We start from the raw sequence: 25,756 nt of genomic DNA, 5'->3' as shown, positions 1-25,756 counted from the left end.
GCATGAAGTTCGAGTATGGAACAATTGACGGATTGTCCGGGATCTAATCCTGCGAGTCCCGATGCCCAGATGCCGTCCAATACACAAACCCTTCGACCGGCGATGGGGTTGCATCTAGTTCGACCAAATCGGGGGCAAGCTTCGAAAGTTCCTTGGTACTGCAGAACCCGCGCAGAGCGCGCGACGAGAGTCCGTTCTTCTCCAGGCGGAATGCCAGCTCCATCCGTGACAGATAAACAAACCGCTCCCCGTTCGATGCATAAACGGACACGGCACCCGGAGGAATCCTTGGGTGTGTGCGGTCGAATGCGCAGATAACCAGAGCCTCATGCGGTTGCAGCGCCTGACCGATCGGCGTCAAGATGTCCGACATTGGCATCCCAAAGCGATTTGCAGCCAAACCTGACTGGATCTTTGAGCGGTCTTTGAGCGGCCCTCCGGCTGCGATTATCAGCATCAACAGCGCGCCTATTCCCACCCAACGTAAACGGCCAAGCGACAAGGCAAACCCTGCCGCTCCGACCATCAGCAGCGGAAGAATAAGAAGCGTGTAGCGCGCAAAAACCCGTCCGGACGCGGCCCACATCATGACCACGAACAGAATGGCGATGCCAGTCGCAGCAAACAATCTGGGACGTTGCAGGGTGAATGGCAGCGCGCACAGGCCCACGAACCCTGCTATGCGCAGCCACGCTTCATCGCCCAGGATCAACTGAAACATCCCGCTTAAGCCCCGGTCAGAAAACGATGGTGCGAACCGGTCGATCATTTGCTTTTTGACGCTACCGTCCAGCGACCCATCAAGGACAAATCGGACCTCTTGCAGAATCGGCCAAGCGAACGCCAGAAACGTCGAGAAAAGTATGGTTTTGCGGAACCTTACATCACGCCAGATTTCCCTGGGCGGCGTCGTCTGCCATTTGCTCGTGAGCGCCAGAGCGAGCAGAGCCAGCAGCAGGAAGGCCAGTGGTGTAGGGCTTTTCTGCAGCGCTGCCAGAACTGTCGCCACACCAAAATATGGCCAGTATTTCGGCCTCTCAAAAGCAGCGAACATCGTGGCAAAGCCCAGAGTAGTAAAAAAGACCGCCCCCGTGTCCAACATCGCCGAATTTGCGTGGCGCCAAAACGCCATCGAGCTTGCCAATAGCAAAACCGACAGAGGTATCGCCCACGGAAGTTCTTGCAACATAGTCCGTGCCAGAAACGCAGTGGCGAGCAGAGCGCCCAGGGCAAAGACCATTGATGGTATTCTAAGCGCTGAAAGATCTGGCACTCCGAACTCTATCAACAATCCCGATATCCAGTATTGCATCGGGGGCTTTTTAAGGCTCGGCTCATTATTGGAATAGACCGCAAACCAGTCATCGTTTCGCGCAAAACCAGTGCTTCGATCATAGGTGTAGAATTCATCAAAATGCGAAAGCTGACCGACCCCCAAGTCGACCAGATACCAGGACCAAACAATAGAAACGACAACAGCAGCAACGACATAGGGTAAGAATCGTGGCGATTTGAAACGTGAATAAATTGTGTTTTGGGAGTGCATTGATGATCAATTTGTGCTGCGAAACAAAAGTTATGCAGAGGTTCAAAGGGTGCGGAACCTGTACGTTACAAAACGAGTGATATCAATCCGCTCTTGTTGAAGGTCATGTCGTATCAAACTGCGAGCGCTTCAGGTTAGTCTGGCGACCCCGGCAGGATTCGAACCTGCAACCTGCCCCTTAGGAGGGGGCTGCTCTATCCAGTTGAGCCACGGGGCCGCGCGACGTTTTCTGTAGCGGGGTTTTTTTGGATTGTCATGGGCTTTGCACAAGTGTTGAACAGATTGCCCTGTTCACGCTACCATCGGCGAAACAACAATGCAGGTATCCCGGTGACAACAGAAACTAAACGCCCGCTTACCCTTCGTGATGTGTCAGAAGCGTCCGGAGTGTCTGAAATGACGGTCAGCCGGGTGCTGCGCAATCGAGGGGATGTCTCGGACGCCACCAGAACCCGTGTTCTGGCCGCCGCGAAAGAGCTTGGGTATGTGCCCAACAAGATCGCAGGCGCGCTGGCGTCCAGCCGGGTGAATCTGGTGGCGGTGATCATCCCGTCTCTGTCCAACATGGTCTTCCCAGAGGTGCTGACTGGTATCAATCAGGTGCTGGAGGATACGGAGCTGCAGCCGGTGGTCGGCGTCACCGACTATCTGCCTGAGAAGGAAGAGAAAGTGCTGTACGAGATGCTCTCGTGGCGGCCTTCGGGCGTGATCATTGCCGGGCTGGAGCACACCGAAGCCGCGCGCGCCATGCTGGATTCGGCCGGCATTCCGGTGGTCGAGATCATGGACACCGATGGCAAGCCCGTAGACGCGATGGTGGGGATTTCGCATCGACGCGCCGGGCGCGAAATGGCGCAGGCGATCCTGAAGGCCGGATATGAGCATATCGGCTTTATGGGCACCAAGATGCCTCTGGACCACCGCGCCCGGAAACGGTTCGAGGGTTTCACCGAGGTTCTGGGCAAGCACGGGGTCGAGATCGAAGATCGCGAGTTCTACTCGGGTGGCTCGGCGTTGGCCAAGGGGCGCGAGATGACGCAAGCCATGCTGGAACGCTCACCCGAATTGGATTTTCTGTATTATTCCAACGACATGATCGGCGCAGGCGGGCTGCTGTATCTGCTGGATCAGGGGATAGATGTTCCTGGTCAGATCGGCCTTGCCGGTTTCAACAATGTGGAGCTGTTGCAGGGTCTGCCGCGCAAGCTGGCCACTATGGATGCCTGCCGGACCGAGATCGGGCGTACCGCTGCCCAGATCATCGCGGCAAAGCTGGCTGATCCGGAGGCAGAGGTCGAAACCCGCGTCACCCTGACCCCCAAGATCAGCTATGGTGATACGCTGAAACGGCGCTAAGACGTCATGGCGCTGCAACGACTGGACAATCGGGCGGCGCGTGCCCTGTTCATGGACCGCCATGCGCTGCTGGAGCAACCCGCAGGCGGCTCCAAGGGCGAGGATTTGTTGCAACTGATCCATCGGTTAGGGTTCGTTCAGTTGGATAGCATCAACACCGTCGCCCGCGCCCATGACATGATCCTATATGCGCGCAGACCCAGCTATCGCGCGCGTCACCTCAAGCGGCTTTATGAACGCGACCGGGCGTTGTTCGAGCATTGGACACATGACGCCGCGGTGATTCCGATGGAGTTTTATCGTCATTGGCATCTGAGATTTCTTCGCGATGCCGACATGCTGAATGCGCGTTGGAAGAACTGGCGGCGCGACGGGTTTGAGCAGAAGTTCGAAACGGTCCTGCAACATATCCGCGATCATGGCCCGGTTGGGTCCTCTGATGTTGGAAAGGACGAGAAAAAGGGCTCGGGCGGTTGGTGGGACTGGCATCCGTCCAAGACCGCGCTGGAATATCTTTGGCGGTCGGGCGCACTGACGGTTGTGGGCCGGGACGGGTTTCAGAAACGCTATGACCTGACCGAGCGCGTGATCGACACTCATCTCTGCCCCGGAGGCTCATGCGATGCCGAAGCCACGGTGGATTGGTTGTGCAACGCAGCACTCGACCGATTGGGATTCGCGACATCCGGTGAGCTGGCAGCCTTTTGGGATACGGTCAGCGCCGCCGAGGCCAAAACATGGTGTGAACAGGCTCTAACACAGGGTCATATCGAGGAAATAGCTATCACTTGCGCAGACGGGAATGCGCGGAAGGTTTTTGCACGCCCCGGCCTTTGCGATGAAGCCGCTGCTTTGGAGCCTGCCCCTGGTCGGATCCGGGTGCTCAGCCCGTTTGATCCAATGTTGCGCGACCGGAACCGCGCCGAGCGGCTATTCGGTTTTCATTACCGGATCGAGGTTTTCGTACCCGAGCCCAAACGCGTCTACGGTTATTACGTATTTCCGTTGCTGGAGGGCGACCGGCTGATTGGGCGGGTCGACATGAAGGCGCAGCGGGATCGGGACCTGCTGCATGTCCGGGCAGTGTGGCCCGAGCGCAAGCTGCGCTGGTCAGATGCGCGCACCCGACGGCTGCAGGCCGAGCTGGACCGGGTACGCCGATTTGCAGCGCTCGGGGATGTGGAATTTGCGGAGAACTGGCTGAAAGACCCTAAATAGGGTCTATTTAGTCCAGAAAACCCTGCTGCTTGATCAATTGTTGAAGTTCCGACAGCGAAACCTCAACCGATCGGCCCGAGGTATCCATCTGAGCATCCGCACGACCATAAAGCGCCTCACGGCTGGCCAGGATACACTTCAACTGTTCCATCGCTTCCGGGTTTCCTGCCATGGGGCGTTCATCGCCCTGCGCACGTACCCGATCCATATGCTCGGACGGTGAGGTGCGCAGCCAGACCGTATGAAACCGATTGAGCAGGTTCGTATAGGTCGCGGGTTCGGACACGATCCCTCCGGCCACTGCCAGAACCAGCCTGTCATATGAGTTGATCACCCTGTCCAGCGCCTGCGCTTCGAGGTTGCGATACCCATCCTGACCGAAAAAGGCCATGACCTCGGGCAAAGGCATGCCTGCCATCTCTTCGATCCTGGTCGTCAACTCGACAAAGGGCAGGTCGAGTTCAGCCCCCAACAACGCACCCAAAGTCGACTTTCCAGCCCCTCGCAACCCGATCAGGCAGATCCGTTGCGCCTGTGCGTTCCAGTCTGGTTGCGGGCGCAAGGCCTTCATTACGACTTCTTTGACGTCGTCGCTGGCTTCGCGATACAGCTCGGTCATCTGCAACGCGTCCGAATCCCAAGGATCATCCTCTCCGACCAGCCATTCGACCTTGTAGTCCAGGGCCTTGGCAACGCGCTGCAACAATCCGATTGAGATATTGCCCTCGCCCGCTTCAAGCTGCGCAAGATAGCGGGGCGAAACTTCGGAGCTTTCGGACAGAACCCGGCGCGGAATGCCACGCATCTGCCGCGCGCGCCTGACACGAGCGCCGACGCGGGCGCTCAGATCCTGAGGGGCGGTCTCATTTGCCGCATTTGGCGGCGTGGAGGCATCCATTCCGGTCAAACCGTTTGTGTAATATAATGCACAGGCTACGACGCGATATCCAAACGGGCAACGATTTTGGTGAATTCATCGGCCCATGAGCAAATTTTATCAGAGAACTACATCCGAGTTTAATCCCGAAAACACTTGAATAGAGCCTTTTTACGAGCCCTGACTATGGGTCCAGATCATACAACTCGCCCAGCAGGTCCAGCAGCATCTCGTGCCGGTCCTCACCCAAAAGCTTGCGCATATGCGCCGCCTGTTCGAGGATTGCGGTCAGATTGGCCTGGATGATCGCCAGCCCTTCATCGCTGATTTCAACAATCTGGCGGCGGCGATCCTTAAGATCCTGGCGCCTGACGATCAGCTTCTTATCTTCCAGCTTCTTCAGAATCCGGGTCAGGCTGGGCAACAACAGACAAGCCCGCTCCGCGATCAGAGTAGGCTCTTGCGGGCCTTCTTCCTGCAAGACGCGCAGCACGCGCCATTGCTGTTCCGTCACGCCTGCATGGGCCAGAACGCCACGTATGGGCCCCATCACCTTTTCCCGCGCACGAAGCAGCGCAATCGGCAAAGAACGGGAAGTCAGGGGTAAGTCGTCAGCCATAGGGAATTTTGGCGCAATTTCAGATATTTCGCAAGGGATCGCCGACTATGACCGATCATGTGGTCTAGACTTTACTTAACTTGTTTAATATATGGGCCTTGAAACGCTGACAGAAGAACATCTGAAGGGGATCATGATGAAGTGGAATGAATTCTCCGACTGGGGCAAGAAGGTCGCTGAATGGACACAGGATTATCACCTGACGGTCGGAGACAAGCCCGTGCGTGCCCGGACCGAGCCCGGCGATATCCTGAACGCTCTGCCTGCTCATCCGCCCGAGAACGGTGAGCCGGTCGAGGATATCTTTCGCGATTTCGAAGATATCGTGATGCCCGGCATCACCCATTGGCAACATCCCCGGTTCTTCGCCTACTTCAACTCGAACGCCTCGGCCCCGTCGGTTCTGGCCGAGTTCTTGGCCAGCGCCATCGCGCCGCAATGCATGCTGTGGCAGACCTCGCCCGCCGCGACCGAGATGGAAACGCGGATGATGGAATGGCTGCGCGACGCGCTGGATCTGCCCCAGGAGTTTTCCGGGGTGATACAGGATTCGGCCTCTTCCGCGACACTGGCCGCGGTGCTGACCATGCGCGAAAAAGCGATGGACTGGCGGGGCAATCACACGGGTCTGTTCGGTCACAAACCGCTGCGGATCTATTGTTCTTCCGAAGTGCACACCTCGGTCGACCGGGCGCTGTGGATTGCGGGTATTGGTCAGGACAATCTGGTGCGCATCCCGGTTCAGGGAGATTGGCGCGGCATGGATCCCGAGGCGTTGGATGCAATGATTCAGTCTGATTTAGAGTCTGGATTTCAGCCAACAGGCGTCATTCTGTCCGTGGGCGGCACTAGTATCGGGGGCACCGACCCGGTCGAGCGTTGCCTGAAGGTGGCGCAGAAACATGGGCTTTATTCCCATGTCGATGCGGCCTGGGCAGGCTCGGCGATGATTTGCCCTGAATACCGCCATTACTGGGAGGGCGTCGAACAGGCCGACAGTATCGTGTTCAATCCGCACAAGTGGTTGGGTGTTCAGTTCGATTGCTGCGCGCATTTCCTGAAAAACCCCGATGATCTGGTGCGCACATTGGCAATCAGCCCTGAATTCCTGAAAACCCATGGCAAGGACGGGATCATCAACTATTCGGAATGGTCCGTGCCACTGGGCCGACGGTTTCGGGCGCTGAAGCTGTGGTTCGTCATTCGGACCTATGGGCTGGAAGGGCTGCGCGCACGGCTGCGCAATCACGTCAACTGGTCTGTGGCGCTGCATGACCGGCTGGCAGCAGAACCGGATTTTCGGATCGTGACGCCGCCGATGTGGTCACTGTGGACCTTCCAATATGCACCACAAGGGGCAACCGATCTGGACGATCTGAACCTGCGACTGGTGAATGCAATCAATGATGACGGGCGGATCTACCTGACCCAGACCCGTGTGGACGGCGATCTGGTCATCCGCTTTCAGGCCGGCCAGTTCGAAACCACCGAGCAGGACGTGATGATGGCCTATGACGTCATCACCGAGGTCGCGCGCGGGCTTTAAGCCCGCATGTCGGCTGCGGCCTGGGCATAGCCGCCCGAGGCTCCGTCAACGAAATGAACATGATCGTCGCGCATGGCCGAGGGCACAAAGCAGGTCATCATCGCCTCTTGCTGGGCATGCAGACCGTATCGGATTTTGCCCTGCGCTTGCGCGTCTTCCAGCATCCGGGTGATCTGCTCCAACGTGGCCGGGTCACAATCCAGCGTCATCTTCAGCCCGTCATCGAACTTGCGGAAATCGGCGTTGCGGCTCACCATCTCTTTGTAGTGGTTGGGTTCGAACTGCCCCAATCGCATGCCAGTTTTGAACAGCAGCCCGATCATCATATTCCCAATCGTCAGCCGTATCTTCTGCAACAACAAATTGCGCCCGGCGCGTGAGACATGGGCATCGATATCGACACCGGGCGGAGGGAAACTCATTGGTGGTCCCTTGGGGGGAACCGGGTGTCCGGCGCGCTCCAACCCTTCGGCGAGGGATAAAACGGATTGGGTGAGGGCGGCGAAATCTGCCTCATTAGACTCTAATGTGGGTTGAATAACGACTGAAACGATCTGCCCATGCCGCGCCGGGCTATTGGACCATCGGCAGGACAGGCCGGTCAGGTCAGGCGAGGCATCTGGCCCCGCTGGTTGAATGGCGAAGTGCCCGGATTTCATCTGTGCCTCGGCCCAGGCCAGACCACCGCCCGAGAACATCGCATAATCGACACCGGTCGAGGGTGCATAGCGGGCCACGCGCAGATCGCGCCCAGCGGTGCGAAGATCGGCAACAGCGACCAGCGCCGTACGCAGTGTGATGGCGAATTCAGCCTCAGCCCAGCTTTGCAATGCTGCCAGTGTTTCCCGCGCAGTTTCGGCATCCTCGCCCGGCACGGCAAACCCGGCCCCATCGCCCCCGAAGACGTATGGAAAGACACGACCGTCCAGTGCATTGATCATGCCTGAAATCACCGCGGCCCCAACCATGTTGACGGTCTTGTACCGGCCCCGCGCGATCTCGCCGGTCGAATCCACGATGTCGGCAACGCCCAGAAACCAGGTGTCGGGCACCGGTGTGAACCGCGCGGGATCGCTGAGGCTCAGGAAACTTTCTGAAATGGGAACTGAATCATAAAATACAGGGTCTGAGGGGGCCATGGCGCTCTCTGAAAATCTTAAAGCTGATCTGAACATAGCCCAAAAGTGAAGAATGTCCGCCCCTGATGGGACGTCGCGCGTGCTTGTGCAGGCCAGCATGACGTGCCAAGCATCGCTGCAAAGCATTCAGGCGAAGGGGCAGCAGATGCAGGCAGGATTGATCGTTTTGTGTCTGGCTTATGTCCTGAGCCAGTTTTTTCGCGCATTCCTCGCCGTCCTGACCACCGATCTGGGCCATGATATCGGGGCCACGCCCGAGGACCTCGCCTTTGCCTCAGGCCTTTGGTTTCTGATTTTCGCCGCGATGCAGATACCCGTCGGCTGGGCGCTGGATCGTGTCGGCCCAAGGCGCAGTTCCGCGGCGTTGCTGCTGATCGGCGGCGCAGGCGGGGCTGGCTTGTTCGCGGTTGCGACCACCCCGTTCCACGTGGCACTTGCCATGGCGCTGATCGGGGTTGGATGTTCGCCTGTCCTGATGGCGTCCTACTACATCTTCGCCCGAGAGTTTCCGCCCGCCAAATTCGCCACCCTCGCCGCTGTGATGCTGGGGGTGGGGTCTGTCGGCAATCTTGTGGCCTCTTACCCGACCGCATTGGCCGTCGAGCTGATGGGCTGGCGCGCCACACTGGCAGGGCTCGCGATCATCTCAGGTGTGGTGGCTGCGGGGATCTGGCTGACAGTGCATGACCCCAAAAAGGTCGAAACCGAGCAAAAAGGATCGGTTCTGGACCTGCTGAAAGAACCTGCGCTGTGGACCATTCTGCCGCTCATGCTTGTGGCCTATGCGCCCTCGGGGGCGACCCGAGGGCTCTGGGCCGGTCCGTATCTGAATGATGTGTTCGGGCTGAGTACTTCTCAGATCGGGACGGCAACCCTGATCATGGGGGCCGCGATGATTGCGGGCACTTTTGCCTATGGACCGCTGGACCGTATCCTGGGCACCCGGAAATGGGTGATTCTGGGCGGGAACCTGATGGGAGCCACGGCGCTGGGTCTGCTGTGCCTGTGGATCGACCGCGGAGTATGGACCTCCGTTCTGCTACTCGCCGTGATTGGCTTTATGGGCGCCAGCTTTCCGGTGATCATGGCCCACGGCCGGGCCTTTGTGCCACCGCATCTGGTCGGGCGGGGCGTCACGCTGCTGAACCTTTTTGGCGTTGGCGGCGTTGGTCTGGCGCAATTTGCCACCGGGCGCATCCATGCGGCCAGCGCCGGGATCAGCCCCTCAGCACCTTATACGGCGATCTTCGGCTTTTTCGCGGTCACCCTTGCCATTGGCTGCGTGATCTATCTATTCAGTCGGGACAGCGTGGACTGAAACCGGAGACCGCACGTGCAGGACATTGAGGTGATTGCACCCAATCTGAAGCATTCCCTGTCGGGCGTGACAACGACGGTGATCCGACTGCTGCCAATCCAGCAGAAAATGATCGGCATCCGTGCCACCGGTCCCGGCCTGCCGCCAGATTTGCCCCATATCAGACTCTGGAAACTGTTGTTTCTACCCAATCGCAAACGGGTTTGGCATGCGCGCCGGAATACCGAGATGCTGATGGGCCTGTTTCTGCGCACTGTGCTTCGGCGCAACTACAAACTGCTATTTACCTCAGCCGCGCAACGTGATCATTCCGGGTTCACCAAGCGGCTGATTTCGAAAATGGACGCGTTGATCGCGACGACGCCTCAGGCCGCTTCCTTTCTGGAGCATCCCGCTACTGTCATCATGCATGGCGTCAACACCGAGCTGTTTCACCCAGCCGAGGACAAAAGCGCCCTGCGCCAAAAACTTGGCCTGCCAGACGGGCTGCTGATCGGGTGTTTTGGCCGTATCCGCCCTCAGAAAGGGGTCGACTTGTTGGTCGATGCCACCCTGAAGGTGCTGCCTAATCACCCCGATGCGCATGTGATCTTCACCGGGCGTACCACCAACGAATTTGAGGCGTTTCAGGCTGAGCAGGAGCAAAAGCTGCAGGACGCCGGGCTGGGCGACCGCGTTCATTTTCTGGGTGAGCGCCCTTGGGATGAGATTGTCGAGACCTATCGCGCGCTCGATCTGTTCGTTGCGCCCGCACGGCACGAAGGGTTCGGCCTTACTCCGCTTGAAGCGATGGCCTCGGGCGTGCCCGCCATAGCCAGTCACGGGGTCGGAGCGTTCAGTGCGCAAATCAAGGATGGTGAGACCGGAAGACTGGTCGAGAAAGACAATGCCCCTGCACTGGCCGACGCGCTGGAGGATATGGTGCAGGACCGCGCAGCGCTGGCTTCCGCCGGGCAAGTCGCCCGCGCCCATGTCGAACAGAATTTTCGAATCGAAGGCGAAGCGCAGGCGATTGTCGAGGTTTATCGATCGTTGCTGAAACAACCCTGAACGGTACTGAACTGTGTCAAATCGGTGTGACGGGGTGAAATAAGCCGAAACCCCTCTTTTTTCTTTGCCGCAACGCGGCTATGAACGCGCGTCCTTAACTTTGGAGACATGAAATGGGCTATCGCGTCGTAGTCGTCGGCGCCACGGGCAACGTGGGCCGCGAAATGCTGAACATCCTGGCAGAACGCCAGTTCCCCGTCGATGAACTTGCTGCTCTGGCAAGCCGTCGTTCGCTGGGTACTGAGGTGACATTTGGCGACAAGACGCTCACTACCAAAGATCTGGACACATTCGATTTCACTGGTTGGGACATGGCGCTATTTGCTGTGGGTTCCGAGGCCACAAAGGTTTACGCCCCTAAGGCGGCAGCGGCTGGCTGCGTGGTGATCGATAACAGCTCGCTCTATCGCTATGACCCGGACATTCCGCTGATCGTGCCGGAATGTAACCCCGAGGCGATCCACGACTATAAAAACAAAAACATCATCGCCAACCCCAACTGCTCGACCGCGCAGATGGTCGTCGCGCTGAAGCCTCTGCATGACCGTGCGAAGATCAAGCGCGTGGTTGTGTCGACCTATCAGTCGGTGTCGGGCGCCGGTAAGGAAGGCATGGATGAGCTTTGGGATCAGACCAAGGCCATCTACAACCCGACCACCGAGGTTGAACCGAAGAAATTCCAGAAGCAGATTGCCTTCAACGTCATTCCGCAGATCGACGTCTTCATGGAAGACGGCTCGACCAAGGAAGAGTGGAAGATGGTTGTCGAGACCAAAAAGATCGTCGATCCGTCGATCAAGGTCACCGCAACCTGCGTTCGCGTTCCGGTATTCGTCGGCCACTCCGAGGCGGTGAATATCGAGTTCGAAGAGTTCCTCGACGAAGACGAAGCCCGCGACATCCTGCGCGAAGCACCGGGCATCATGGTAATCGACAAGCGTGAAGCCGGTGGTTACGTCTCGCCCATCGAATGCGCGGGCGATTTCGCCACCTTCATCAGCCGTATCCGTCAGGATTCGACCATCGAGAACGGCCTGAACCTGTGGTGCGTGTCCGACAACCTGCGCAAAGGTGCGGCTTTGAACGCGGTACAGATCGCCGAACTGCTGGGGCGCGAAGTTCTGAAAAAGGGCTGAGCCGTTTCAACAACTTGAATGCAAAGAGGTCGTATCGAAAGATGCGGCCTCTTTTATTTATTGAGGCTTGTCAGAGGCTAAATTGCCTGCAACCCTTGCGGGAAGATGACACCGTTTCTTTTGCGAGATTTCATGCGACAGCTTCTATATCTTTTGGCCCTCGCCCCAACTCTTGCTCAGGCCGACACCTTTGCAATCGACACCAAGGTCAGTGAGGTCACTGTTTACCCTGAAGGGGCAGAGGTGATCCGAACCGGGTTGCTGGATATTCCGGCCGGGCGTCACCGATTGGTCTTGTTGGGGGTCCCGGCCAACGATACCGACACTCAGCTTGCGACGATGCAGGTCCATGCTGAGGGTCTGACGCAGACCGCGCTGGTGGTGCGCGGAGATGATGTACCGTGGCACGATTACGCAAGCGACGATATCAAACAGGCCGAGCAGCGCATCGAGGATATCAAAGACAAGATTGTTGAAGTACAGGATCGTGCTGATGCGGCGTTGCTAAAGGCTGATGCCGCGCGGCACAAAATTGCGTTCCTGGCCAATCTGGGCAGCAACGAAGGGTTGGCCGGATCAGATGCCAACAGCCTGCGCGAGATCGCCCGCATGGTCGGTGACGAAGGACTGTCTGCTGAAGAAACCGTTCAGTCCGCCGAAATCGAAGCACGGACAATCCGCAAAGAGCTGGATGATCTGAAGCTCGAACTTGAAGCCGCCCAAGATGATCTGGCCGCTTTGATTCCCGAAACCGACGAGCGCCTGTTTCTGGCCGTCGATGTGATTGCAGACAGTGCCATCAACAGCACTGTATCGGTGTCTTATCTGGACTTTTATTCGGCCAACTGGGTGCCGGGTTACGAGTTCGACCTGACAACCGGCGACGCGCCCGAAGTCACAATCAACCGCCAAATTCGCGTCAATCAAAGCACCGGAGAGAACTGGAAGGACATCACCTTGCATGTCTCGACGCTGCAGCCGGTGGGGCAAAACAGCGCCTCGCCGCTTTATCCGCAGCGCAGATCGATCCGGGAAGAACCAAAGGCCCAGGACAGATTTGCAAGCCTGGCAGAAGGCGTGGTTGAAGCGCCCATGGTCGTCGAAGAGACCTCTCAATGGGTCCCAAGCGCTGCGTCGGTGCAGGGCACCGGGATTACCTATACGCTGCCGGAACCGGTCTCGATCGCCAGTGATCACGAACTGGCCGAGTTCGAGCTGGACAGTCTGACACAATCCGCCGAGGTCTATGCCCTCGCGATACCGTTGCGGGATAAAACAGCCTTTCGTACGGCCCGCTTCACAAACCCTTACAAGCAGAACCTGCTCACGGCACCCTTGGCGCGGTGGCGTGTGAATGGCGTATTGGTGGCCACTGAATATTCTCCTGAAATTGGACCGTCCGAGCAAGTGGAGATGGGTTTTGGCCCGCTCTATGGCGTGACCGTTGATCGCCGAATTCTGGATCGCAGCAGCGGTGACACCGGCCTGATTTCCCGCTCGAACCAGCGCGTGGAACGGGCACAGATCACTGTAGAAAACCTGACAGATCGCGCCTGGCCTTTGCGGCTTGTTGATCGCGTGCCTTATTCCGAACAGGAAGATCTTGAGATCAGCTGGACCGCAAATCCCCGACCGACCGAAGAAAACGTCGACGACAAGCGCGGTATTCTTGCGTGGGATATGGATCTGGCGCCGGGTCAGCCCGAAATCATTCTGCTGGATCAGGAAATCAACTGGCCTGAAGGGATGGTGCTGGACTGATTATCCCTGCCCCGTCAGACCGGGCTGCTGCGGCATTGGAACCGACTATAATGATGATTGATCTAGTGCTGCATTAGCATCGGAGGCAATCCCCCAAGTGCCACAGGTGTCGCAGAGACCCCGTCTGCAACCTTGAAAAAATCATAGACCCGGCTGCCGTCCGGGGCGAAGAACTGATCTTGCCATTGCGCCTGCAGTCCAGGGCCACATTCCCTGAATCCATCGCGGACACAATCCGCCATGATCTGCGCGGATTCTTCTGTCCATCCGGCAACATAATCAGCATGCGCGGACATGCCCTTGGGCACATTGTGCATTTGGTCAGATGAGAAAGACCAGCCCGAGTCGAATGGCACGCCAGCCCAGTTCACATTCTGAGTCAGCTGCGGGATCGTATAAGGATGCGAGAGCGGGCAATCGCCGTGTGAATAGGCCATGTGGTCAGTTCCGCCCGGACTGGACAGAACCGGGTCCCCATTTTCATCAACGGCGATACAGTCGGGGAAGATCACCTCGAGCGTGAGCCCATCAGTCGGGGAAATTCGGATGGATGCTGTCCATCGTTCCTCGTCAATCTTGCTGATAGCGATCCCGCCCGAGCCCTCTACATCTGCATTGGTCAAAATCTCAAGGCCCGCCGGAATTGGTTTGATTTTACTCCGATCATTCACCCAGCTTTTATAGTAGTTGTTGATCAGGGTCGGCAGCACAACTTCTCCGTCTTCGTTATAGAGCGCCGGTATCCAATAGGCCGATCGGTTGGTGATCCCCCCGTCGCAGGTCGTTCGCCCTGAATTGGCGATTTGATCACCGGTCGAATGAGCGTCGACCTCTGTGTTTCCAAAGAACATATGCAGATGCGCTGCCCCTTCCTGACCCGGAAAGACAACCGGATCGTGATAGGAATAATGCGACGGGACGCAGAAGAAGCGAAAACCGTGGTGGTCCAGAACATCATTGCCACCTTGCGGTGCCGACATAGAGCTTTTCTCGGTTCCGCGCGTCACCACATAGTTGAATTCTGGCGCGACGTGCTGTGCGTGCGCCGATTGTGCTGTGCCATCAATTACAACACCGAATGTCGAGACCAGACACCACGTCAGCACCGATCGCCCTCCGCGCGATTGAGCCGGGGTGCCCGGGTACCGGAAGCAAGCCGTCTGAGAAATCCGTTGTGTCATCTGCGCTTCTTCTTTCACCTATCCGAGTGCTAGGTCGAAGTGGTGCGGCGTCGAATTGATTTAACCAACACCTGATCCAGCTGTCAAAAGCCTGAGCGCAGATGTGATCAAGCAGATGCTTCCAACCGTCGGATACTTGGCAAGCGGTCCGAAGACCGGATGCGACAGGTTCATACCTTCGTCTTACGTAGTGGGCGCGTTATCCTCAATCAATCAGCTCTGCCCTTCGACCAGCGCCTTCAGGTTATCCAAGCCGCGCTCATAGTCGCTACCGACCCAGTGATCCATCATCAACCCCATCCAGCGAGTCATCGGGTTCATACCCAAATCGGAGGTGAACCCCCAGGTAACCTCGGTTCCCGCCCCTTCGGGCTGCAGCACAAATGACGCCGAGGCCGTGCCCATCGGCCCGAAATCGAGCGAAGTTCTGACCTTCTGGTTTTCGACACTTTCGACGATTTCCTGCGACCCGGAGCCAACCTGCGGATGCTCCGAGCTCCAGTTCAGGGTGTTACCAACCCCGGTTTCGGGCCCGCTGTAGGTCAGCTTTGTTTCAGGGTCGCGTGACAGCCACGGAGACCATTTCTCGGTCTCCTGCATCGAATTCACATAAGGAAAGATCGCTTCGGGTGGGGCATCTATCGTGATGCTGCGCGACACTTCGGCCTTGCCGGGCAGCAGGTAAGCCACCCCGGCGAGGGCCACAACAATCACGATCAGAGTGACGATAATACGTTTCAGCAATCGCATGAGTATGATCCAATTCGTAAAGCTACGTTAGGATCATATCAAAAAATGGCGGTAGATCAGAGGGCTGATCTACCTTGCCCTGCACTTTGCCCGCTCAAACGGTAACGAACTGCTTCTCATGCGGATCGTAACATTCCAGCCCGCCTTCACCGATATCGGTCCACAATCCATGCAAGCTGAGCGCGCCTTCTTCAACGGCCGAGGACACGAAAGGGAAGGTCATCAGGTTCTCGAGCGAGGCCACTACCGCATGGCGTTCAAACTGACGTGCCTGATCGGCGCTGTCTTCGATATCGGCAACCAGATCGAATTTCGGCTTCAGGATTTCCATCCAACGCCCCACAAAGCTTTCCTTGGCTTCCAGCTGTGGTGCCTGCCCCTTGCACATGTCGATGCAGCCCTGCACCCCACCGCACTGCGAATGCCCCAGCACAATGAGATGCGCCACTTTCAACGCGGTGACCGCATATTCGATGGCCGCGCTGGTGCCGTGGTGATCGCCATCCGGCAGGTAGGGCGGCACAAGGTTTGCGATATTGCGGTGGATGAAGAAATCGCCCTGATCCGCCCCGAACATCGAAGTGACATGCACCCGGCTGTCACAACAGGAAATCACCATCGCCCGCGGACGCTGACCTTCGGTCGCGAGCCGTCGGTACCAAACCTGATTTTCCGAGTAGGTTGTCGCTTTCCAACCATGATACCGTTTGACCAGATAGCTCGGCAAAGGTTTGGCAAGTTTCATTCTGATATTCCTGTGGTCTGACTGTTCTGCTCTCTAACCCAAATTCGCACAAAATTCGAGACATTATCCCGATACAGCGCAACGATTTGCAAAGGTATGTGATGACAGGGTGACCCTATGCCGTGGGGGCATGAAATTTGGGGTGAATGTGGTGGAAAAGATAATCACGCTTGAACAGAAGGAATCCGTGCGCCTGGACCCGGACCGGCTGAGCAGCCTGTATCATCAGCTGGGTGACGCCAACGCGCTGGACGTGCTGTGCCGCACGGTCGAGGAGCTGGCGGTGCGCCTGTCGAATTGCCAACGCTTCTGGCGGCAGCGGGATTGGGCGGCATTACGCAAATGCGCAAGGTCACTGGTGGCAATCGCGGATCAGATCGGGATGACCGCGCTGGCCCGCGTCGCGGGCGATGTTGCGTATGCAGTCGATACCGGCGATGTGGTGGCCACAGGGGCGACGCTAGGGCGTCTGATCCGGGTCGGCGAACGCTCGCTGACTGCGGTCTGGGATCAGCAGGACCTTTCCGTCTGAGGGGGGTTGCGGGCGGATCGCAGGCGGCTAGTCTGGGCGCAACAAGATCCAGTCGAGATACCTATGACCCTTTGCTTTGCCCCGCCTTCCGATCCTGCGCTTCCGCTTTATGTACTCGACCAGTCCGAGCTTGACGGATGGCTATCGGATCAACCTGGCCCGGTGCAGAATTGGGTGGCGGCGAATGGCTTTTCCGCTGCTTTGGGGCAGACCTTGTTGATCCCGGGACCAGAGGGCGCACCAGAGGTTGCACTGGCGGGCTACGGCAACGCAGCCAAGCGGGCGCGCAAGCGCTTCCCGCTGGCAGCAACGGCCGAGGCTTTGCCCGAAGGCACCTATCGCATCGCATCCGGTGTACCCGCCGACGTGCTGGAGGCCGAATGTTTCGGCTGGCTGATGACCGGCTATGTCTTTGACCGATACGCCCCGAGCAGCCCGGCCAAGGCCAAACTGGTCGCGCCTGAAGGCATCGATACAGCGCGGATCGAAACCCTGGCCAATGCCGAGCTTCTGATCCGACATCTGGTGAATACGCCAGCCTCGGATATGGGGCCTGAGCAGTTGCAGATTGCGGCAGAAGTTCTTGCCGAGGAATGTGGCGCGCGCTGCTCGGTCATCACGGGCGATGCTCTGCTGGAGCAGGATTTCCCGATGATCCACACGGTCGGTCGCGCCGCCGCACAAGCGCCGCGCCTGATCGAGCTGAACTGGGGCAGCAGCGGGCCAAAGCTGACGCTGGTCGGCAAAGGGGTTTGTTTCGACACTGGTGGACTGAATCTGAAGCCCGGCGCCTCCATGGGCTTGATGAAAAAGGATATGGGCGGTGCCGCCAATGTGTTGGGGCTGGCGCAGATGATCATAAAGCTGGGGCTGGATGTGCAACTGCGCGTGCTGATCCCAGCGGTTGAAAACGCGGTTGCGGGCAACGCCTTCCGGCCCGGAGATATCCTGACCGCGCGCAACGGGTTGACGGTCGAGATCAACAACACTGATGCCGAAGGGCGACTGGTGCTGGCCGATGCTCTGGCACTGGCCGAGGAGGGAGAGCCTGATCTGGTGATCTCGATGGCAACGCTGACAGGCGCGGCGCGGGTGGCCGTGGGGGCCGATCTGGCCCCGTTTTACACCGATGATGATGGGGCCGCAGAGGCTCTGGCGCGGGCAGGCCGTGCCGCTGCTGATCCGGTCTGGCGAATGCCGTTTCATGAACCCTACGAGGTGTTGATCGAACCGGGAATTGCCGATCTGGACAATGCGCCATCTGGCGGGTTTGCAGGCTCGATCACCGCGGCGCTGTTCCTGCGTCGTTTTGTGGGTAACAGCCGGTACATGCATTTCGACATCTATGCATGGCAACGCAGCAAGGAACCGGGGCGCAGCAAAGGCGGATTGGGACAAGGCCCCCGCGCCCTGCTGACCGCTCTGCCTGAGATTCTCGATCTATGAGCGAAGCCCGCATTATCCAACCGGTCGTCGATCTGCTGCGCCAGCCCGAAGGGCCACGCGACCGGCAACTGTTGTTTGGAGACACCGTATCCGTCGTCGAAGAGCAGGACGGTTGGAGCAGGATCATATCGGCAAAGGACGGCTACCCCGGCTGGGTAGCGACAGACACTCTAGGCCCGATTGAACCACAGACGCATTGGATCGTTGCCGCCGCGACCCATGCCTATGCCGCGCCGGATATGAAAAGCCCCGATCAGATATCGCTGAGTTTTGGAAGCAAAATCAGGGTTTTGTCAGAACAGGATGGATTTCTGGAAACGGCGCTGGGGTTTATCCCCAAGGCTCACGCGGTGCCCGCCTATTCCCGCCTTACCGATCCGGTCGCTGCCGCGCAGCTGTTTCTGGGCACGCCATATCTATGGGGTGGCAACAGCCGGTTCGGGCTGGATTGTTCAGGTCTGGTGCAAGCCGCACTTCTGGCCTGCGGCATTCCCTGTCCCGGAGACAGCGGCGATCAGGTACATGCCGTTGGTGAACCCGTGCCCGAAGGCACCCCCCCAAAACGCGGAGATCTGTTGTTCTGGAAAGGCCATGTCGCATGGGTCGCCGCCGAGAACCTTCTGCTGCATGCCAACGCCTATCACATGGCCGTTGCGCTGGAACCGATGGATCAGGCGATTGCCCGCATTGCACAACAGGGCGATGGGCCAGTCACGGCGCATAAAAGGCTCTAATCCGGGTCAACAGCCCGGATCAGTTTGCGCTCCAGCACCCGCAGAACGGCACGCAGATCATGTCCGCGCTTCAGGATGCGCCCGTCCATACCAACCACCGAATACATCCCCTGCCGCAGCCGAAGGCGGGGGTGTTTCTCGACCCGGTAGATCGGATGCTCGGCCGTCCGGCGAAAGATTGAAAACACCGCCGTATCGCGCAGGTTCGAAATCCCGTAGTCGCGCCATTCTCCGGCGGCGACCATTCGGCCATAGACTGACAGGATTTGAGACATCTCGCGCCGGTCAAACGCGACCGGCATCTGGGCAGAACCGGACCCGAACCGGCTGGGAGGCTGCATGTTCATGCCACAAGCCTTGCCGGAAATTGCATTTGAATCAAGCCCGGCGCAAAACGGGTGTTGTATTTTTGAAGCGTCGTGTGCGGTTACCGACGCCCGACCTGACGGCAAATCAGGATCACCGGCAGCAGCCCGACGGCCAGAATGACCAGCGACGGCACCGCCGCGCCCTCAAGCCGTTCGTCCGAGGCCAATCGATACGCCTGAACCGCCAGCGTGTCGAAATTGAAGGGCCGCATGATCAGGGTTGCGGGCAGCTCTTTCATCACGTCGACGAAAACGATCAGCAGCGCGGTTAGCAGCGACGGCGTCAGGATCGGCAGATGCACCCGGCGCAGGGTACCCAGAGGACTCTGTCCCAGCGACCGCGCGGCAGCGTCCATATTGGCGTGCACCGTGCTCTGGCCGCCTTCATAAGCGCTGAGCGCGGCGGCCAGAAAGCGCACCATATAAGCGGCAATAAGTAACCATATGGACCCGGTGACCAGCAGCCCTGTCGAAATATCAAAGGTTTGGCGCATCCACGCATCCAGCGCGTTGTCAAATCCGGCAAAGGGCACAATCAGCCCCACCGCAATCACCCCGCCCGGCACCGCATAACCCAGCCGCGCTACGTAAGCAGCCGAAGCCGCCCCGCGCCCCGGGCGCAGACGTTGGAAGAACCCCACCGAAATCGCCGCGCAAACCGTGATCACCGCTGCAGTGCCGGCCAGCGTCAGTGAGTTTTGTATGAATCCGATATAGCGGCGCGAAAGCAGGTTCTGCTCGGATTCCAGCCCCATCTGCACAAGGATCACTACGGGCAGAAGGAACCCGAACAAGACCGGGATCGCACAGAGCAAAAACGCCGTGAGCGATTGCCAGCCCTTCAGCTGTGCCGCTGGCAGCACCGCATGACGTTTGCCCGCCTGATAATATTTGGCCTTACCCCGTTGCGTACGCTCAGCCACGGCCATGACCAGTGCAAAGCCCAGCAGACACAGGGCAAGCTGCGCCGCAGCGGCGCGGTCGGCCATGGAAAACCAGCTGGTATAGATGCCGGTGGCAAAGGTCTGCACACCGAAATAAGCGACGGTGCCGAAATCGGCGATGGTCTCCATCACCGCCAGCAACACACCCCCGGCAATCGCGGGGCGTGCCATCGGCAGCGAGACGCGCCAGAAGGCATGCCACGGGCCATTGCCCAGCGCCCGAGCCGCCAGAAAGGCCGTGGCGCTTTGCTGCAGGAAGGCAGCGCGGGCCAGCAAGTAGACGTAAGGGTATAGCACGAGGATCAGCATTACTGCTGCACCCTCGGTCGAGCGGATTTCGGGGAACCAATAATCGCGCGGGCCCCAACCGGTGACCTCGCGTAGCGTGGTTTGTACGATTCCGGGGTGATCCAGAATGAAGGTGTAAGCATAGGCCAGCACATAGGCCGGAAACGCCAGCGGCAGGACCAGGGCGATCTCCAACACGCGCACGCCAGGGAAGCGGGTCATCGTAACCAACCAGGCAGCGCCGACGCCAATCGAGAACGTCCCCGCCGCGACCAGCACCACGAGGATCGCTGTGGTCAGGGCGTAGCCGGGCAAAACAGTCTCTAACAAATGGGATATCGTGTCAGTGCCGCCGGTCACCGCCGCCAGAACAACGGCCACCATCGGCAACAGGCACGCTGCGGCAACTGCGTACGCAATACCGCCTACCAATCGCGTGCCCAAGGCTCCGCGATTGTGCGTTCCGTGTTCTGAATATTCGACTTCGGCCATAGCGTCTGACTGAGAATCCCGCAGGGTCTGCCTTTAATCGACCAAAACGCTAAGAAACACCAGTGGGCGGACCAACAAATCTGCGGCAGATCGCTATTCGTAGACGCGCTGATCCTCGATCACCAACCCGTCCTTGGGCAGAGAGCCGGGGGCCACGACTTCGATCGCGCCTTTCAGTTTCAGCACCTCGACCACCGATTTGGCATAGGCCCCATCATTCTCGCAGGGACTTTCGATCTGGACGGTCATGGTATCCATCTCGCCTTGGCGGGCGGCGATAACGCGGGCCTTGACGATCTCATCATGCTTGTCGACCAGCGCCGCAACCTGCTCGGGGCGGACAAACATGCCCTTGATCTTGGTGGTCTGATCGGCCCGACCCATCCAGCCCTTGATCCGCAAGTTTGTACGTCCGCAAGGGGATTCTCCGGGCATGATCGCCGATAGATCGCCCGTGGCAAAGCGGATCAACGGGTAGTCGGGGTTGAGCGTCGTCACCACCACCTCACCAACCTCTCCGGGTGCGACCGGCGTACCGGTGCCGGGGGTGACGATCTCAACAATCACATGTTCGTCGATGATCATGCCTTCCATGGCGGGGCTTTCATAGGCGATGTTGCCCAGATCAGCTGTCGCATAGCATTGCAGACAGGCAATGCCCCGATCCGCATATTCCTGACGCAGAGATGGGAACAGCGCACCGCCACCCACAGCAGCCTTCGAGAATTGCAAAGCAACCCCCATCTCATCAGCCTTGTCGAGGATGATCTTCAAATAGTCCGGCGTGCCCGCGTAAGCGGTGCAACCGATGTCGCGCGCTGCAGTCACCTGCAGCTCTGTCTGTCCGGTTCCTGCGGGCAGCACGGCAGCTCCAACGGCTTGTGCGCCGCTTTCAAAGATCATCCCGGCAGGTGTCAGGTGATAACCAAAGCAGTTCTGAACGATATCGCCCGGGCCAACCCCGGCGGCATTCAGGAACCGGCCCATCCGCCACCAGTCATGATCGGTGCTGCCCGGTTCATAAATCGGGCCCGGCGACTGAAACACATGCTGGAAATGACGCGCGGGTTTGACGGTAAAACCACCAAACGGGGGGCGGGAGCCCTGCGCCTGTATTAAATCCGACTTGCGCAGCACCGGCAGACTGGCCAGTGCCTCGGCGCTGGTCACGGCGTTCGCGTCGATCCCGGCAAGGATATCCGCATAGCCGGGGGCCGATTTTGCGCGCGCGATCTGTTCAGGCAAAGCGCGCGCGTGATCGGCGTTGCGTTCATCGGCGGATCGGGTTTCAAGCTTGTCGAAATAGGTCATCGAAATATCCTCCACCCGCTTACAGCCATCTCTTGCGGCGGCGGTATGAGCGCACATCGCGAAAGCTTTTGCGGCCTTCATCCGACATGCCGAGGTAGAATTCCTTCACATCCGGGTTTTCGCGCAGTTCCGCTGCGGGGCCGTCCATCACCACGCGACCGGATTCCAGAATATAGCCGTAATGCGCAAATCTTAGAGCCACATTTGTGTTCTGCTCGGCCAGCAGGAAGGACACGCCTTCTTTCTCGTTCAGGTCCTTCACGATGCCGAAAATTTCTTCAACCAGCTGTGGGGCCAGACCCATCGAAGGTTCATCCAGCAGGATGGTCTCGGGGCGCGACATCAGCGCCCGGCCCATCGCCACCATCTGCTGCTCTCCACCCGAAGTATAACCGGCCTGGCTGCGGCGGCGTTCCTTGAGGCGCGGGAAGTAATTGTAAACCAATTCTAGATCCTGCTGGATCGCAGCCGAGCCATCCTTGCGGGTATAAGCGCCGGTCAGCAGATTTTCCTCGACCGTGAGGTGTTCAAAACAATGGCGGCCCTCCATCACCTGAATGACGCCCTTTTCCACCAGATCGGCGGGATCACTTTCGTGAACGCTCTCGCCGCGGTACTTGATCGAACCTTTGGTGACCTCTCCGCGTTCTGAATGCAGCAGGTTCGATACCGCCTTCAACGTCGTAGTCTTGCCCGCGCCATTGCCGCCCAGCAAGGCCGTGATGCCGCCTTTGGGCACAGTCAGGCTGACGCCTTTCAGCACGAGGATCACATGGTTGTAGATCACCTCGATATTGTTGACCTCAAGCAGGGTTTCCGCCTGCACGTCGGTGGTTTGTGCCGCATCCAGCATCAGCGCGTGTCCTCATGCCTGCCCCTCAGGGGCGGTTCGTGAGGAGCGGCAGGCAACCCGCCGCTCCGATTGTCTATGCGCCCCAGATCGTTCGGGGCGCAGCGTTGTTTATTCGCAGCGTGCCGAAATGTTGTTTTCAGTCGCGTAAGCGCCCGAGTCTTCTTCGATCAGCGCGTTGATGACCTCGACATCGGTTGGCTTGAAGTCCTGAACCGGGTTCCAGGTGCCGGCTGCTGCATCCCACTGGACGACGCCGACCAGTCCGGGGCCACCGTGGTTTTCACAGGAAACCGAGAACTCGGGTCCGAAACCGGCCATGCCCAGACCTTCCATCTTGGCATTGGTGATCTCCAGCGCTTCCATGCCATCGCGCATCATCGATGCGTCGATGTCTGCAGTGCCGTGCATGTCCTGTGCGGTCTTTACCGCTTCGGCCGCCAGCATCGCAGCATAGAGACCGCGGTTGTACTGAACCGTGCCTAGCTGATCACCCGAGCCTGCAGCTTTGCCCGCGTCCACAACATATTTCTGCAGATCGTCATAGACCGGATAGTCTTTGCCGAGACCGGTGAAGGTCAGCGCCTTATAGCCGGTGGCTTTGTCGCCTGCAGGCTCAACGTCGAATTCCGCGCCAGACCACCAGACACCGATGAAGTTCTCCATCGGGAAGCGGATGTTGGCAGCTTCCTGAACCGCAACCTGGTTCATGACGCCCCAGCCCCACATGATCACATAGTCGGGCTTTTCACGGCGGATCTGCAGCCACTGCGACTTCTGCTCCTGACCGGGATGGTCAACGGGCAGCAAAGTCAGCTCATAGCCATGCTTTTCGGCCAGTGTTTCCAGCGTGCGGATCGGCTCTTTGCCGTAGGCCGAGTTGTGATAGACCAGCGCGATTTTCTTGCCGCTCAGGTCACCACCGTTTTCATCAAGCAGATAGTTGATCGAACCCGATGCACCGTTCCAATAGTTGGCCGGATAGTTGAACACATGGCTGAACACTTTGCCGTTCGCGGCAGAGGTCCGACCATAACCCATCGTGTGCAGCGGGATGCCATCTGCTGTCACTTTGGGGATCAGCTGATAGGTGATACCGGTCGACAGCGGCTGATAGACCAGAGCACCTTCGCCCTTGGTCGATTCATAGCATTCCACACCTTTTTCAGTGTTATAGCCGGTTTCACATTCGATCACCTTGGCCGGAACACCTCCGATGCCGCCATCGCGTTCGTTCAGCAGGGTGAAATAGTCGGCGTAACCGTCTGCAAACGGGATACCGCCTGCCGCGTAAGGGCCAGTCCGGTAGCTGAGCGACGGGAACACAAGGTCGGCCATGACCGGGCCTGCGGCCATCACGGCGCCCAGCGCCAGGGTTGCCAGTTTCTTGTTCATCGGGTGTCTCCTCCCTTGATTGATCCGATGTTGGGTTTCGGGTTTCACACCCGTCTTTTCGTTGGGCAGACCCCTTAGTGCGGGAACGGCCAGAGTCTGAGTTTTTCTTTCGCCACACGCCACAGCTGCGCCAGCCCGTGCGGTTCGAGGATCAGGAACATGATGATCAGCGCGCCCACGATCACGAGGTTGAGATGCGCGACGATATCCGTGGGCCAGCCCAGCAGATCGACGCCGAGCAGCTTCAGTACAACCGGCAGCAGAACCAGAAAGGCTGCCCCGGCGAAGGACCCGAAAATCGAGCCTAGCCCGCCAATAATGACCATGAACAGCACCAGGAATGACTTCTGGATACCGAACACCTCGCCCACTTCGACCGCGCCCAGATAGACCGCAAAGAACAGTGCACCCGAGATACCGACAAAGAACGAACTGACGGCAAAGGCGGTCAGCTTGGCCTTGAGCGGGTTCACCCCGATGATCTCGGCCGCGATGTCCATGTCGCGGATCGCCATCCAGGTCCGGCCCGTGGTACCGCGCGTCAGATTGCGGGCAATGATGGCGCAGACCGTCAGGAAGATCAGGCAGAACAGATAGGTGGCCCAGGCCGGCGCGTTCGGGCCAGTGATGATAATGCCGAACACATCCCGCTCGGGCGCGTTGATCTGACCCGAGGCCGAGTAGTTGTAGAACCACGGCACCCGGTTGAAGAGCCACACAAGGAAGAACTGCGCCGCCAGTGTGGCCACCGCCAGATAGAACCCTTTGATCCGCAGTGACGGCAGGCCGAACAACACGCCAACCAGCGCCGTGACACCTCCGGCAAGGATCACATGGATGAACATGCTGACATCCGGAAAGGCCGTCATCAGCTTGTAGCAGGCATAGGCCCCCACAGCCATGAACCCACCGGTCCCCAGCGAGACCTGCCCGCAATAACCAACCAGAATGTTCAGTCCGATCGCCGCAATGGCGTAGATCAGGAAGGGCAGAAGCAAAGCATTCGCCCAGTAGTCATTGATGATGAACGGAATGATCCCGAACGCCACCGCCAGCACGACATAATACCGATACCGGTCAAACTTGATCGGGAAAGTCTGGCTGTCGGCGATGTAAGAGGTTTTGAAATCCCCGGCCTCACGATAAAACATATC

The 25,756-nt window shown here is 58.6% G+C and carries 23 protein-coding genes and 1 tRNA gene; 10 read left to right on the top strand and 14 right to left on the bottom strand.

The window, feature by feature from the left end; genetic code table 11:
- Positions 1–43: 43 nt before the first annotated feature.
- Together ACR0IV_RS16190 and ACR0IV_RS16185 are read right to left on the bottom strand one after the other, a co-directional pair.
- Entirely contained in the window at positions 44–1,546 is a 1,503-nt protein-coding gene (locus ACR0IV_RS16190; RefSeq protein ID WP_480660186.1) for an ArnT family glycosyltransferase, read from the bottom strand.
- 140 nt (positions 1,547–1,686) lie between these two features.
- Positions 1,687–1,763 (bottom strand) — tRNA-Arg (locus ACR0IV_RS16185).
- A 38-nt stretch (positions 1,764–1,801) separates the two neighbouring features.
- On the opposite strand from ACR0IV_RS16185, the gene ACR0IV_RS16180 reads away from it, so the two are divergent.
- Together ACR0IV_RS16180 and ACR0IV_RS16175 are read left to right on the top strand one after the other, a co-directional pair.
- Positions 1,802–2,902, top strand: coding sequence for a LacI family DNA-binding transcriptional regulator (locus ACR0IV_RS16180; protein WP_480471410.1), 1,101 nt, complete (start codon positions 1,802–1,804; stop codon positions 2,900–2,902).
- 6 nt (positions 2,903–2,908) lie between these two features.
- Entirely contained in the window at positions 2,909–4,120 is a 1,212-nt protein-coding gene (locus ACR0IV_RS16175; RefSeq protein ID WP_480660185.1) for a winged helix-turn-helix domain-containing protein, read from the top strand.
- Between the two features lie 7 nt (positions 4,121–4,127).
- Here the strand turns inward: ACR0IV_RS16175 and ACR0IV_RS16170 are convergent, their stop codons facing one another.
- Both ACR0IV_RS16170 and hpaR read right to left on the bottom strand, forming a co-directional pair.
- The gene (locus tag ACR0IV_RS16170) at positions 4,128–5,018 is read right to left on the bottom strand and encodes a helix-turn-helix transcriptional regulator (protein WP_480660184.1); all 891 of its coding nucleotides are present in this window, start codon (positions 5,016–5,018) and stop codon (positions 4,128–4,130) included.
- A gap of 163 nt (positions 5,019–5,181) precedes the next feature.
- On the bottom strand, positions 5,182–5,616 hold the full coding sequence (gene hpaR, locus ACR0IV_RS16165) for a homoprotocatechuate degradation operon regulator HpaR (protein WP_480471407.1): 435 nt from the start codon (positions 5,614–5,616) through the stop codon (positions 5,182–5,184).
- A gap of 136 nt (positions 5,617–5,752) precedes the next feature.
- Here hpaR and ACR0IV_RS16160 point away from each other — a divergent pair, with 136 nt between their 5' ends.
- Positions 5,753–7,162 carry a pyridoxal phosphate-dependent decarboxylase family protein gene (locus ACR0IV_RS16160; RefSeq protein WP_480660183.1) on the top strand — a complete coding sequence of 470 codons (1,410 nt, stop codon included), beginning with the start codon at positions 5,753–5,755 and terminating at the stop codon, positions 7,160–7,162.
- Here ACR0IV_RS16160 and ACR0IV_RS16155 read toward each other — a convergent pair.
- Complete coding sequence (locus tag ACR0IV_RS16155; RefSeq protein WP_480660182.1) at positions 7,159–8,301, bottom strand: DUF3095 domain-containing protein; 1,143 nt, start codon at positions 8,299–8,301, stop codon at positions 7,159–7,161. The genes ACR0IV_RS16160 and ACR0IV_RS16155 overlap by 4 nt on opposite strands.
- Before the next feature lie 145 nt (positions 8,302–8,446).
- On the opposite strand from ACR0IV_RS16155, the gene ACR0IV_RS16150 reads away from it, so the two are divergent.
- The 4 genes from ACR0IV_RS16150 (at position 8,447) to ACR0IV_RS16135 (ending at position 13,566) form a co-directional block, all read left to right on the top strand.
- A complete protein-coding gene (locus ACR0IV_RS16150) occupies positions 8,447–9,619 on the top strand; it encodes an MFS transporter (protein ID WP_480660203.1) in 1,173 nt (390 codons plus the stop codon).
- 15 nt (positions 9,620–9,634) lie between these two features.
- Positions 9,635–10,669 carry a glycosyltransferase family 4 protein gene (locus tag ACR0IV_RS16145; RefSeq protein WP_480660181.1) on the top strand — a complete coding sequence of 345 codons (1,035 nt, stop codon included), beginning with the start codon at positions 9,635–9,637 and terminating at the stop codon, positions 10,667–10,669.
- Positions 10,670–10,782: 113 nt separating this feature from the next.
- The gene (locus ACR0IV_RS16140) at positions 10,783–11,805 is read left to right on the top strand and encodes an aspartate-semialdehyde dehydrogenase (RefSeq protein WP_170399241.1); all 1,023 of its coding nucleotides are present in this window, start codon (positions 10,783–10,785) and stop codon (positions 11,803–11,805) included.
- A 132-nt stretch (positions 11,806–11,937) separates the two neighbouring features.
- Entirely contained in the window at positions 11,938–13,566 is a 1,629-nt protein-coding gene (locus ACR0IV_RS16135) for a DUF4139 domain-containing protein (RefSeq protein ID WP_480660180.1), read from the top strand.
- 62 nt (positions 13,567–13,628) lie between these two features.
- Here ACR0IV_RS16135 and ACR0IV_RS16130 read toward each other — a convergent pair whose 3' ends face one another.
- The 3 genes from ACR0IV_RS16130 to ACR0IV_RS16120 form a co-directional block, all read right to left on the bottom strand.
- Positions 13,629–14,747, bottom strand: coding sequence for a DUF1996 domain-containing protein (locus ACR0IV_RS16130; RefSeq protein WP_480660179.1), 1,119 nt, complete (start codon positions 14,745–14,747; stop codon positions 13,629–13,631).
- A gap of 213 nt (positions 14,748–14,960) precedes the next feature.
- Positions 14,961–15,497 (bottom strand): SRPBCC family protein, encoded by a 537-nt coding sequence (locus tag ACR0IV_RS16125; RefSeq protein WP_480660178.1) that lies wholly within the window; start codon positions 15,495–15,497, stop codon positions 14,961–14,963.
- Positions 15,498–15,591: 94 nt separating this feature from the next.
- Positions 15,592–16,242 carry a carbonic anhydrase gene (locus ACR0IV_RS16120; RefSeq protein ID WP_480660177.1) on the bottom strand — a complete coding sequence of 217 codons (651 nt, stop codon included), beginning with the start codon at positions 16,240–16,242 and terminating at the stop codon, positions 15,592–15,594.
- A 142-nt stretch (positions 16,243–16,384) separates the two neighbouring features.
- Here ACR0IV_RS16120 and ACR0IV_RS16115 point away from each other — a divergent pair, with 142 nt between their 5' ends.
- The 3 genes from ACR0IV_RS16115 to ACR0IV_RS16105 all read left to right on the top strand — a co-directional run bounded on the left by ACR0IV_RS16115 (position 16,385) and on the right by ACR0IV_RS16105 (position 18,954).
- The gene (locus ACR0IV_RS16115; protein ID WP_480660202.1) at positions 16,385–16,774 is read left to right on the top strand and encodes a hypothetical protein; all 390 of its coding nucleotides are present in this window, start codon (positions 16,385–16,387) and stop codon (positions 16,772–16,774) included.
- A 63-nt stretch (positions 16,775–16,837) separates the two neighbouring features.
- A complete protein-coding gene (locus tag ACR0IV_RS16110) occupies positions 16,838–18,220 on the top strand; it encodes a leucyl aminopeptidase family protein (RefSeq protein ID WP_480660176.1) in 1,383 nt (460 codons plus the stop codon).
- Positions 18,217–18,954 (top strand): C40 family peptidase, encoded by a 738-nt coding sequence (locus tag ACR0IV_RS16105; protein WP_480660175.1) that lies wholly within the window; start codon positions 18,217–18,219, stop codon positions 18,952–18,954. Before ACR0IV_RS16110 ends, ACR0IV_RS16105 begins: the two co-directional genes overlap by 4 nt.
- Here the strand turns inward: ACR0IV_RS16105 and ACR0IV_RS16100 are convergent.
- From ACR0IV_RS16100 to ACR0IV_RS16075, 6 genes are all read right to left on the bottom strand, one after another.
- Entirely contained in the window at positions 18,951–19,301 is a 351-nt protein-coding gene (locus ACR0IV_RS16100) for a DUF2794 domain-containing protein (protein WP_480471394.1), read from the bottom strand. The genes ACR0IV_RS16105 and ACR0IV_RS16100 overlap by 4 nt on opposite strands.
- Positions 19,302–19,381: 80 nt before the next feature.
- Positions 19,382–21,046 carry an ABC transporter permease gene (locus tag ACR0IV_RS16095; RefSeq protein ID WP_480660174.1) on the bottom strand — a complete coding sequence of 555 codons (1,665 nt, stop codon included), beginning with the start codon at positions 21,044–21,046 and terminating at the stop codon, positions 19,382–19,384.
- Positions 21,047–21,139: 93 nt separating this feature from the next.
- Positions 21,140–22,357 (bottom strand): phenylacetate--CoA ligase family protein, encoded by a 1,218-nt coding sequence (locus ACR0IV_RS16090; protein ID WP_480471392.1) that lies wholly within the window; start codon positions 22,355–22,357, stop codon positions 21,140–21,142.
- A gap of 19 nt (positions 22,358–22,376) precedes the next feature.
- Entirely contained in the window at positions 22,377–23,210 is an 834-nt protein-coding gene (locus ACR0IV_RS16085; RefSeq protein WP_480471391.1) for an ABC transporter ATP-binding protein, read from the bottom strand.
- 108 nt (positions 23,211–23,318) lie between these two features.
- Positions 23,319–24,602 carry an ABC transporter substrate-binding protein gene (locus ACR0IV_RS16080; protein WP_480471390.1) on the bottom strand — a complete coding sequence of 428 codons (1,284 nt, stop codon included), beginning with the start codon at positions 24,600–24,602 and terminating at the stop codon, positions 23,319–23,321.
- A gap of 74 nt (positions 24,603–24,676) precedes the next feature.
- On the bottom strand, positions 24,677–25,753 hold the full coding sequence (locus tag ACR0IV_RS16075; RefSeq protein ID WP_480471389.1) for a branched-chain amino acid ABC transporter permease: 1,077 nt from the start codon (positions 25,751–25,753) through the stop codon (positions 24,677–24,679).
- Positions 25,754–25,756 lie beyond the last annotated feature (3 nt).

The organism is Ruegeria sp. C2 (assembly GCF_056537765.1).
Note: the sequence above shows the minus strand (reverse complement) of the source record. Positions and strands in the feature narration are given on the sequence as shown.

Bases quoted from the DNA above. Each gene is read 5' to 3' on its own strand.
- ACR0IV_RS16190 (WP_480660186.1), bottom strand. From the start codon at position 1,546: ATGCACTCCCAAAACACAATTTATTCACGTTTCAAATCGCCACGATTC.
- ACR0IV_RS16180 (WP_480471410.1), top strand. From the start codon at position 1,802: ATGGGCTTTGCACAAGTGTTGAACAGATTGCCCTGTTCACGCTACCAT.
- ACR0IV_RS16175 (WP_480660185.1), top strand. From the start codon at position 2,909: ATGGCGCTGCAACGACTGGACAATCGGGCGGCGCGTGCCCTGTTCATG.
- ACR0IV_RS16170 (WP_480660184.1), bottom strand. From the start codon at position 5,018: ATGGATGCCTCCACGCCGCCAAATGCGGCAAATGAGACCGCCCCTCAG.
- hpaR (WP_480471407.1), bottom strand. From the start codon at position 5,616: ATGGCTGACGACTTACCCCTGACTTCCCGTTCTTTGCCGATTGCGCTG.
- ACR0IV_RS16160 (WP_480660183.1), top strand. From the start codon at position 5,753: ATGAAGTGGAATGAATTCTCCGACTGGGGCAAGAAGGTCGCTGAATGG.
- ACR0IV_RS16155 (WP_480660182.1), bottom strand. From the start codon at position 8,301: ATGGCCCCCTCAGACCCTGTATTTTATGATTCAGTTCCCATTTCAGAA.
- ACR0IV_RS16150 (WP_480660203.1), top strand. From the start codon at position 8,447: ATGCAGGCAGGATTGATCGTTTTGTGTCTGGCTTATGTCCTGAGCCAG.
- ACR0IV_RS16140 (WP_170399241.1), top strand. From the start codon at position 10,783: ATGGGCTATCGCGTCGTAGTCGTCGGCGCCACGGGCAACGTGGGCCGC.
- ACR0IV_RS16135 (WP_480660180.1), top strand. From the start codon at position 11,938: ATGCGACAGCTTCTATATCTTTTGGCCCTCGCCCCAACTCTTGCTCAG.
- ACR0IV_RS16130 (WP_480660179.1), bottom strand. From the start codon at position 14,747: ATGACACAACGGATTTCTCAGACGGCTTGCTTCCGGTACCCGGGCACC.
- ACR0IV_RS16125 (WP_480660178.1), bottom strand. From the start codon at position 15,497: ATGCGATTGCTGAAACGTATTATCGTCACTCTGATCGTGATTGTTGTG.
- ACR0IV_RS16120 (WP_480660177.1), bottom strand. From the start codon at position 16,242: ATGAAACTTGCCAAACCTTTGCCGAGCTATCTGGTCAAACGGTATCAT.
- ACR0IV_RS16110 (WP_480660176.1), top strand. From the start codon at position 16,838: ATGACCCTTTGCTTTGCCCCGCCTTCCGATCCTGCGCTTCCGCTTTAT.
- ACR0IV_RS16105 (WP_480660175.1), top strand. From the start codon at position 18,217: ATGAGCGAAGCCCGCATTATCCAACCGGTCGTCGATCTGCTGCGCCAG.
- ACR0IV_RS16100 (WP_480471394.1), bottom strand. From the start codon at position 19,301: ATGAACATGCAGCCTCCCAGCCGGTTCGGGTCCGGTTCTGCCCAGATG.
- ACR0IV_RS16095 (WP_480660174.1), bottom strand. From the start codon at position 21,046: ATGGCCGAAGTCGAATATTCAGAACACGGAACGCACAATCGCGGAGCC.
- ACR0IV_RS16090 (WP_480471392.1), bottom strand. From the start codon at position 22,357: ATGACCTATTTCGACAAGCTTGAAACCCGATCCGCCGATGAACGCAAC.
- ACR0IV_RS16085 (WP_480471391.1), bottom strand. From the start codon at position 23,210: ATGCTGGATGCGGCACAAACCACCGACGTGCAGGCGGAAACCCTGCTT.
- ACR0IV_RS16080 (WP_480471390.1), bottom strand. From the start codon at position 24,602: ATGAACAAGAAACTGGCAACCCTGGCGCTGGGCGCCGTGATGGCCGCA.
- ACR0IV_RS16075 (WP_480471389.1), bottom strand. From the start codon at position 25,753: ATGTTTTATCGTGAGGCCGGGGATTTCAAAACCTCTTACATCGCCGAC.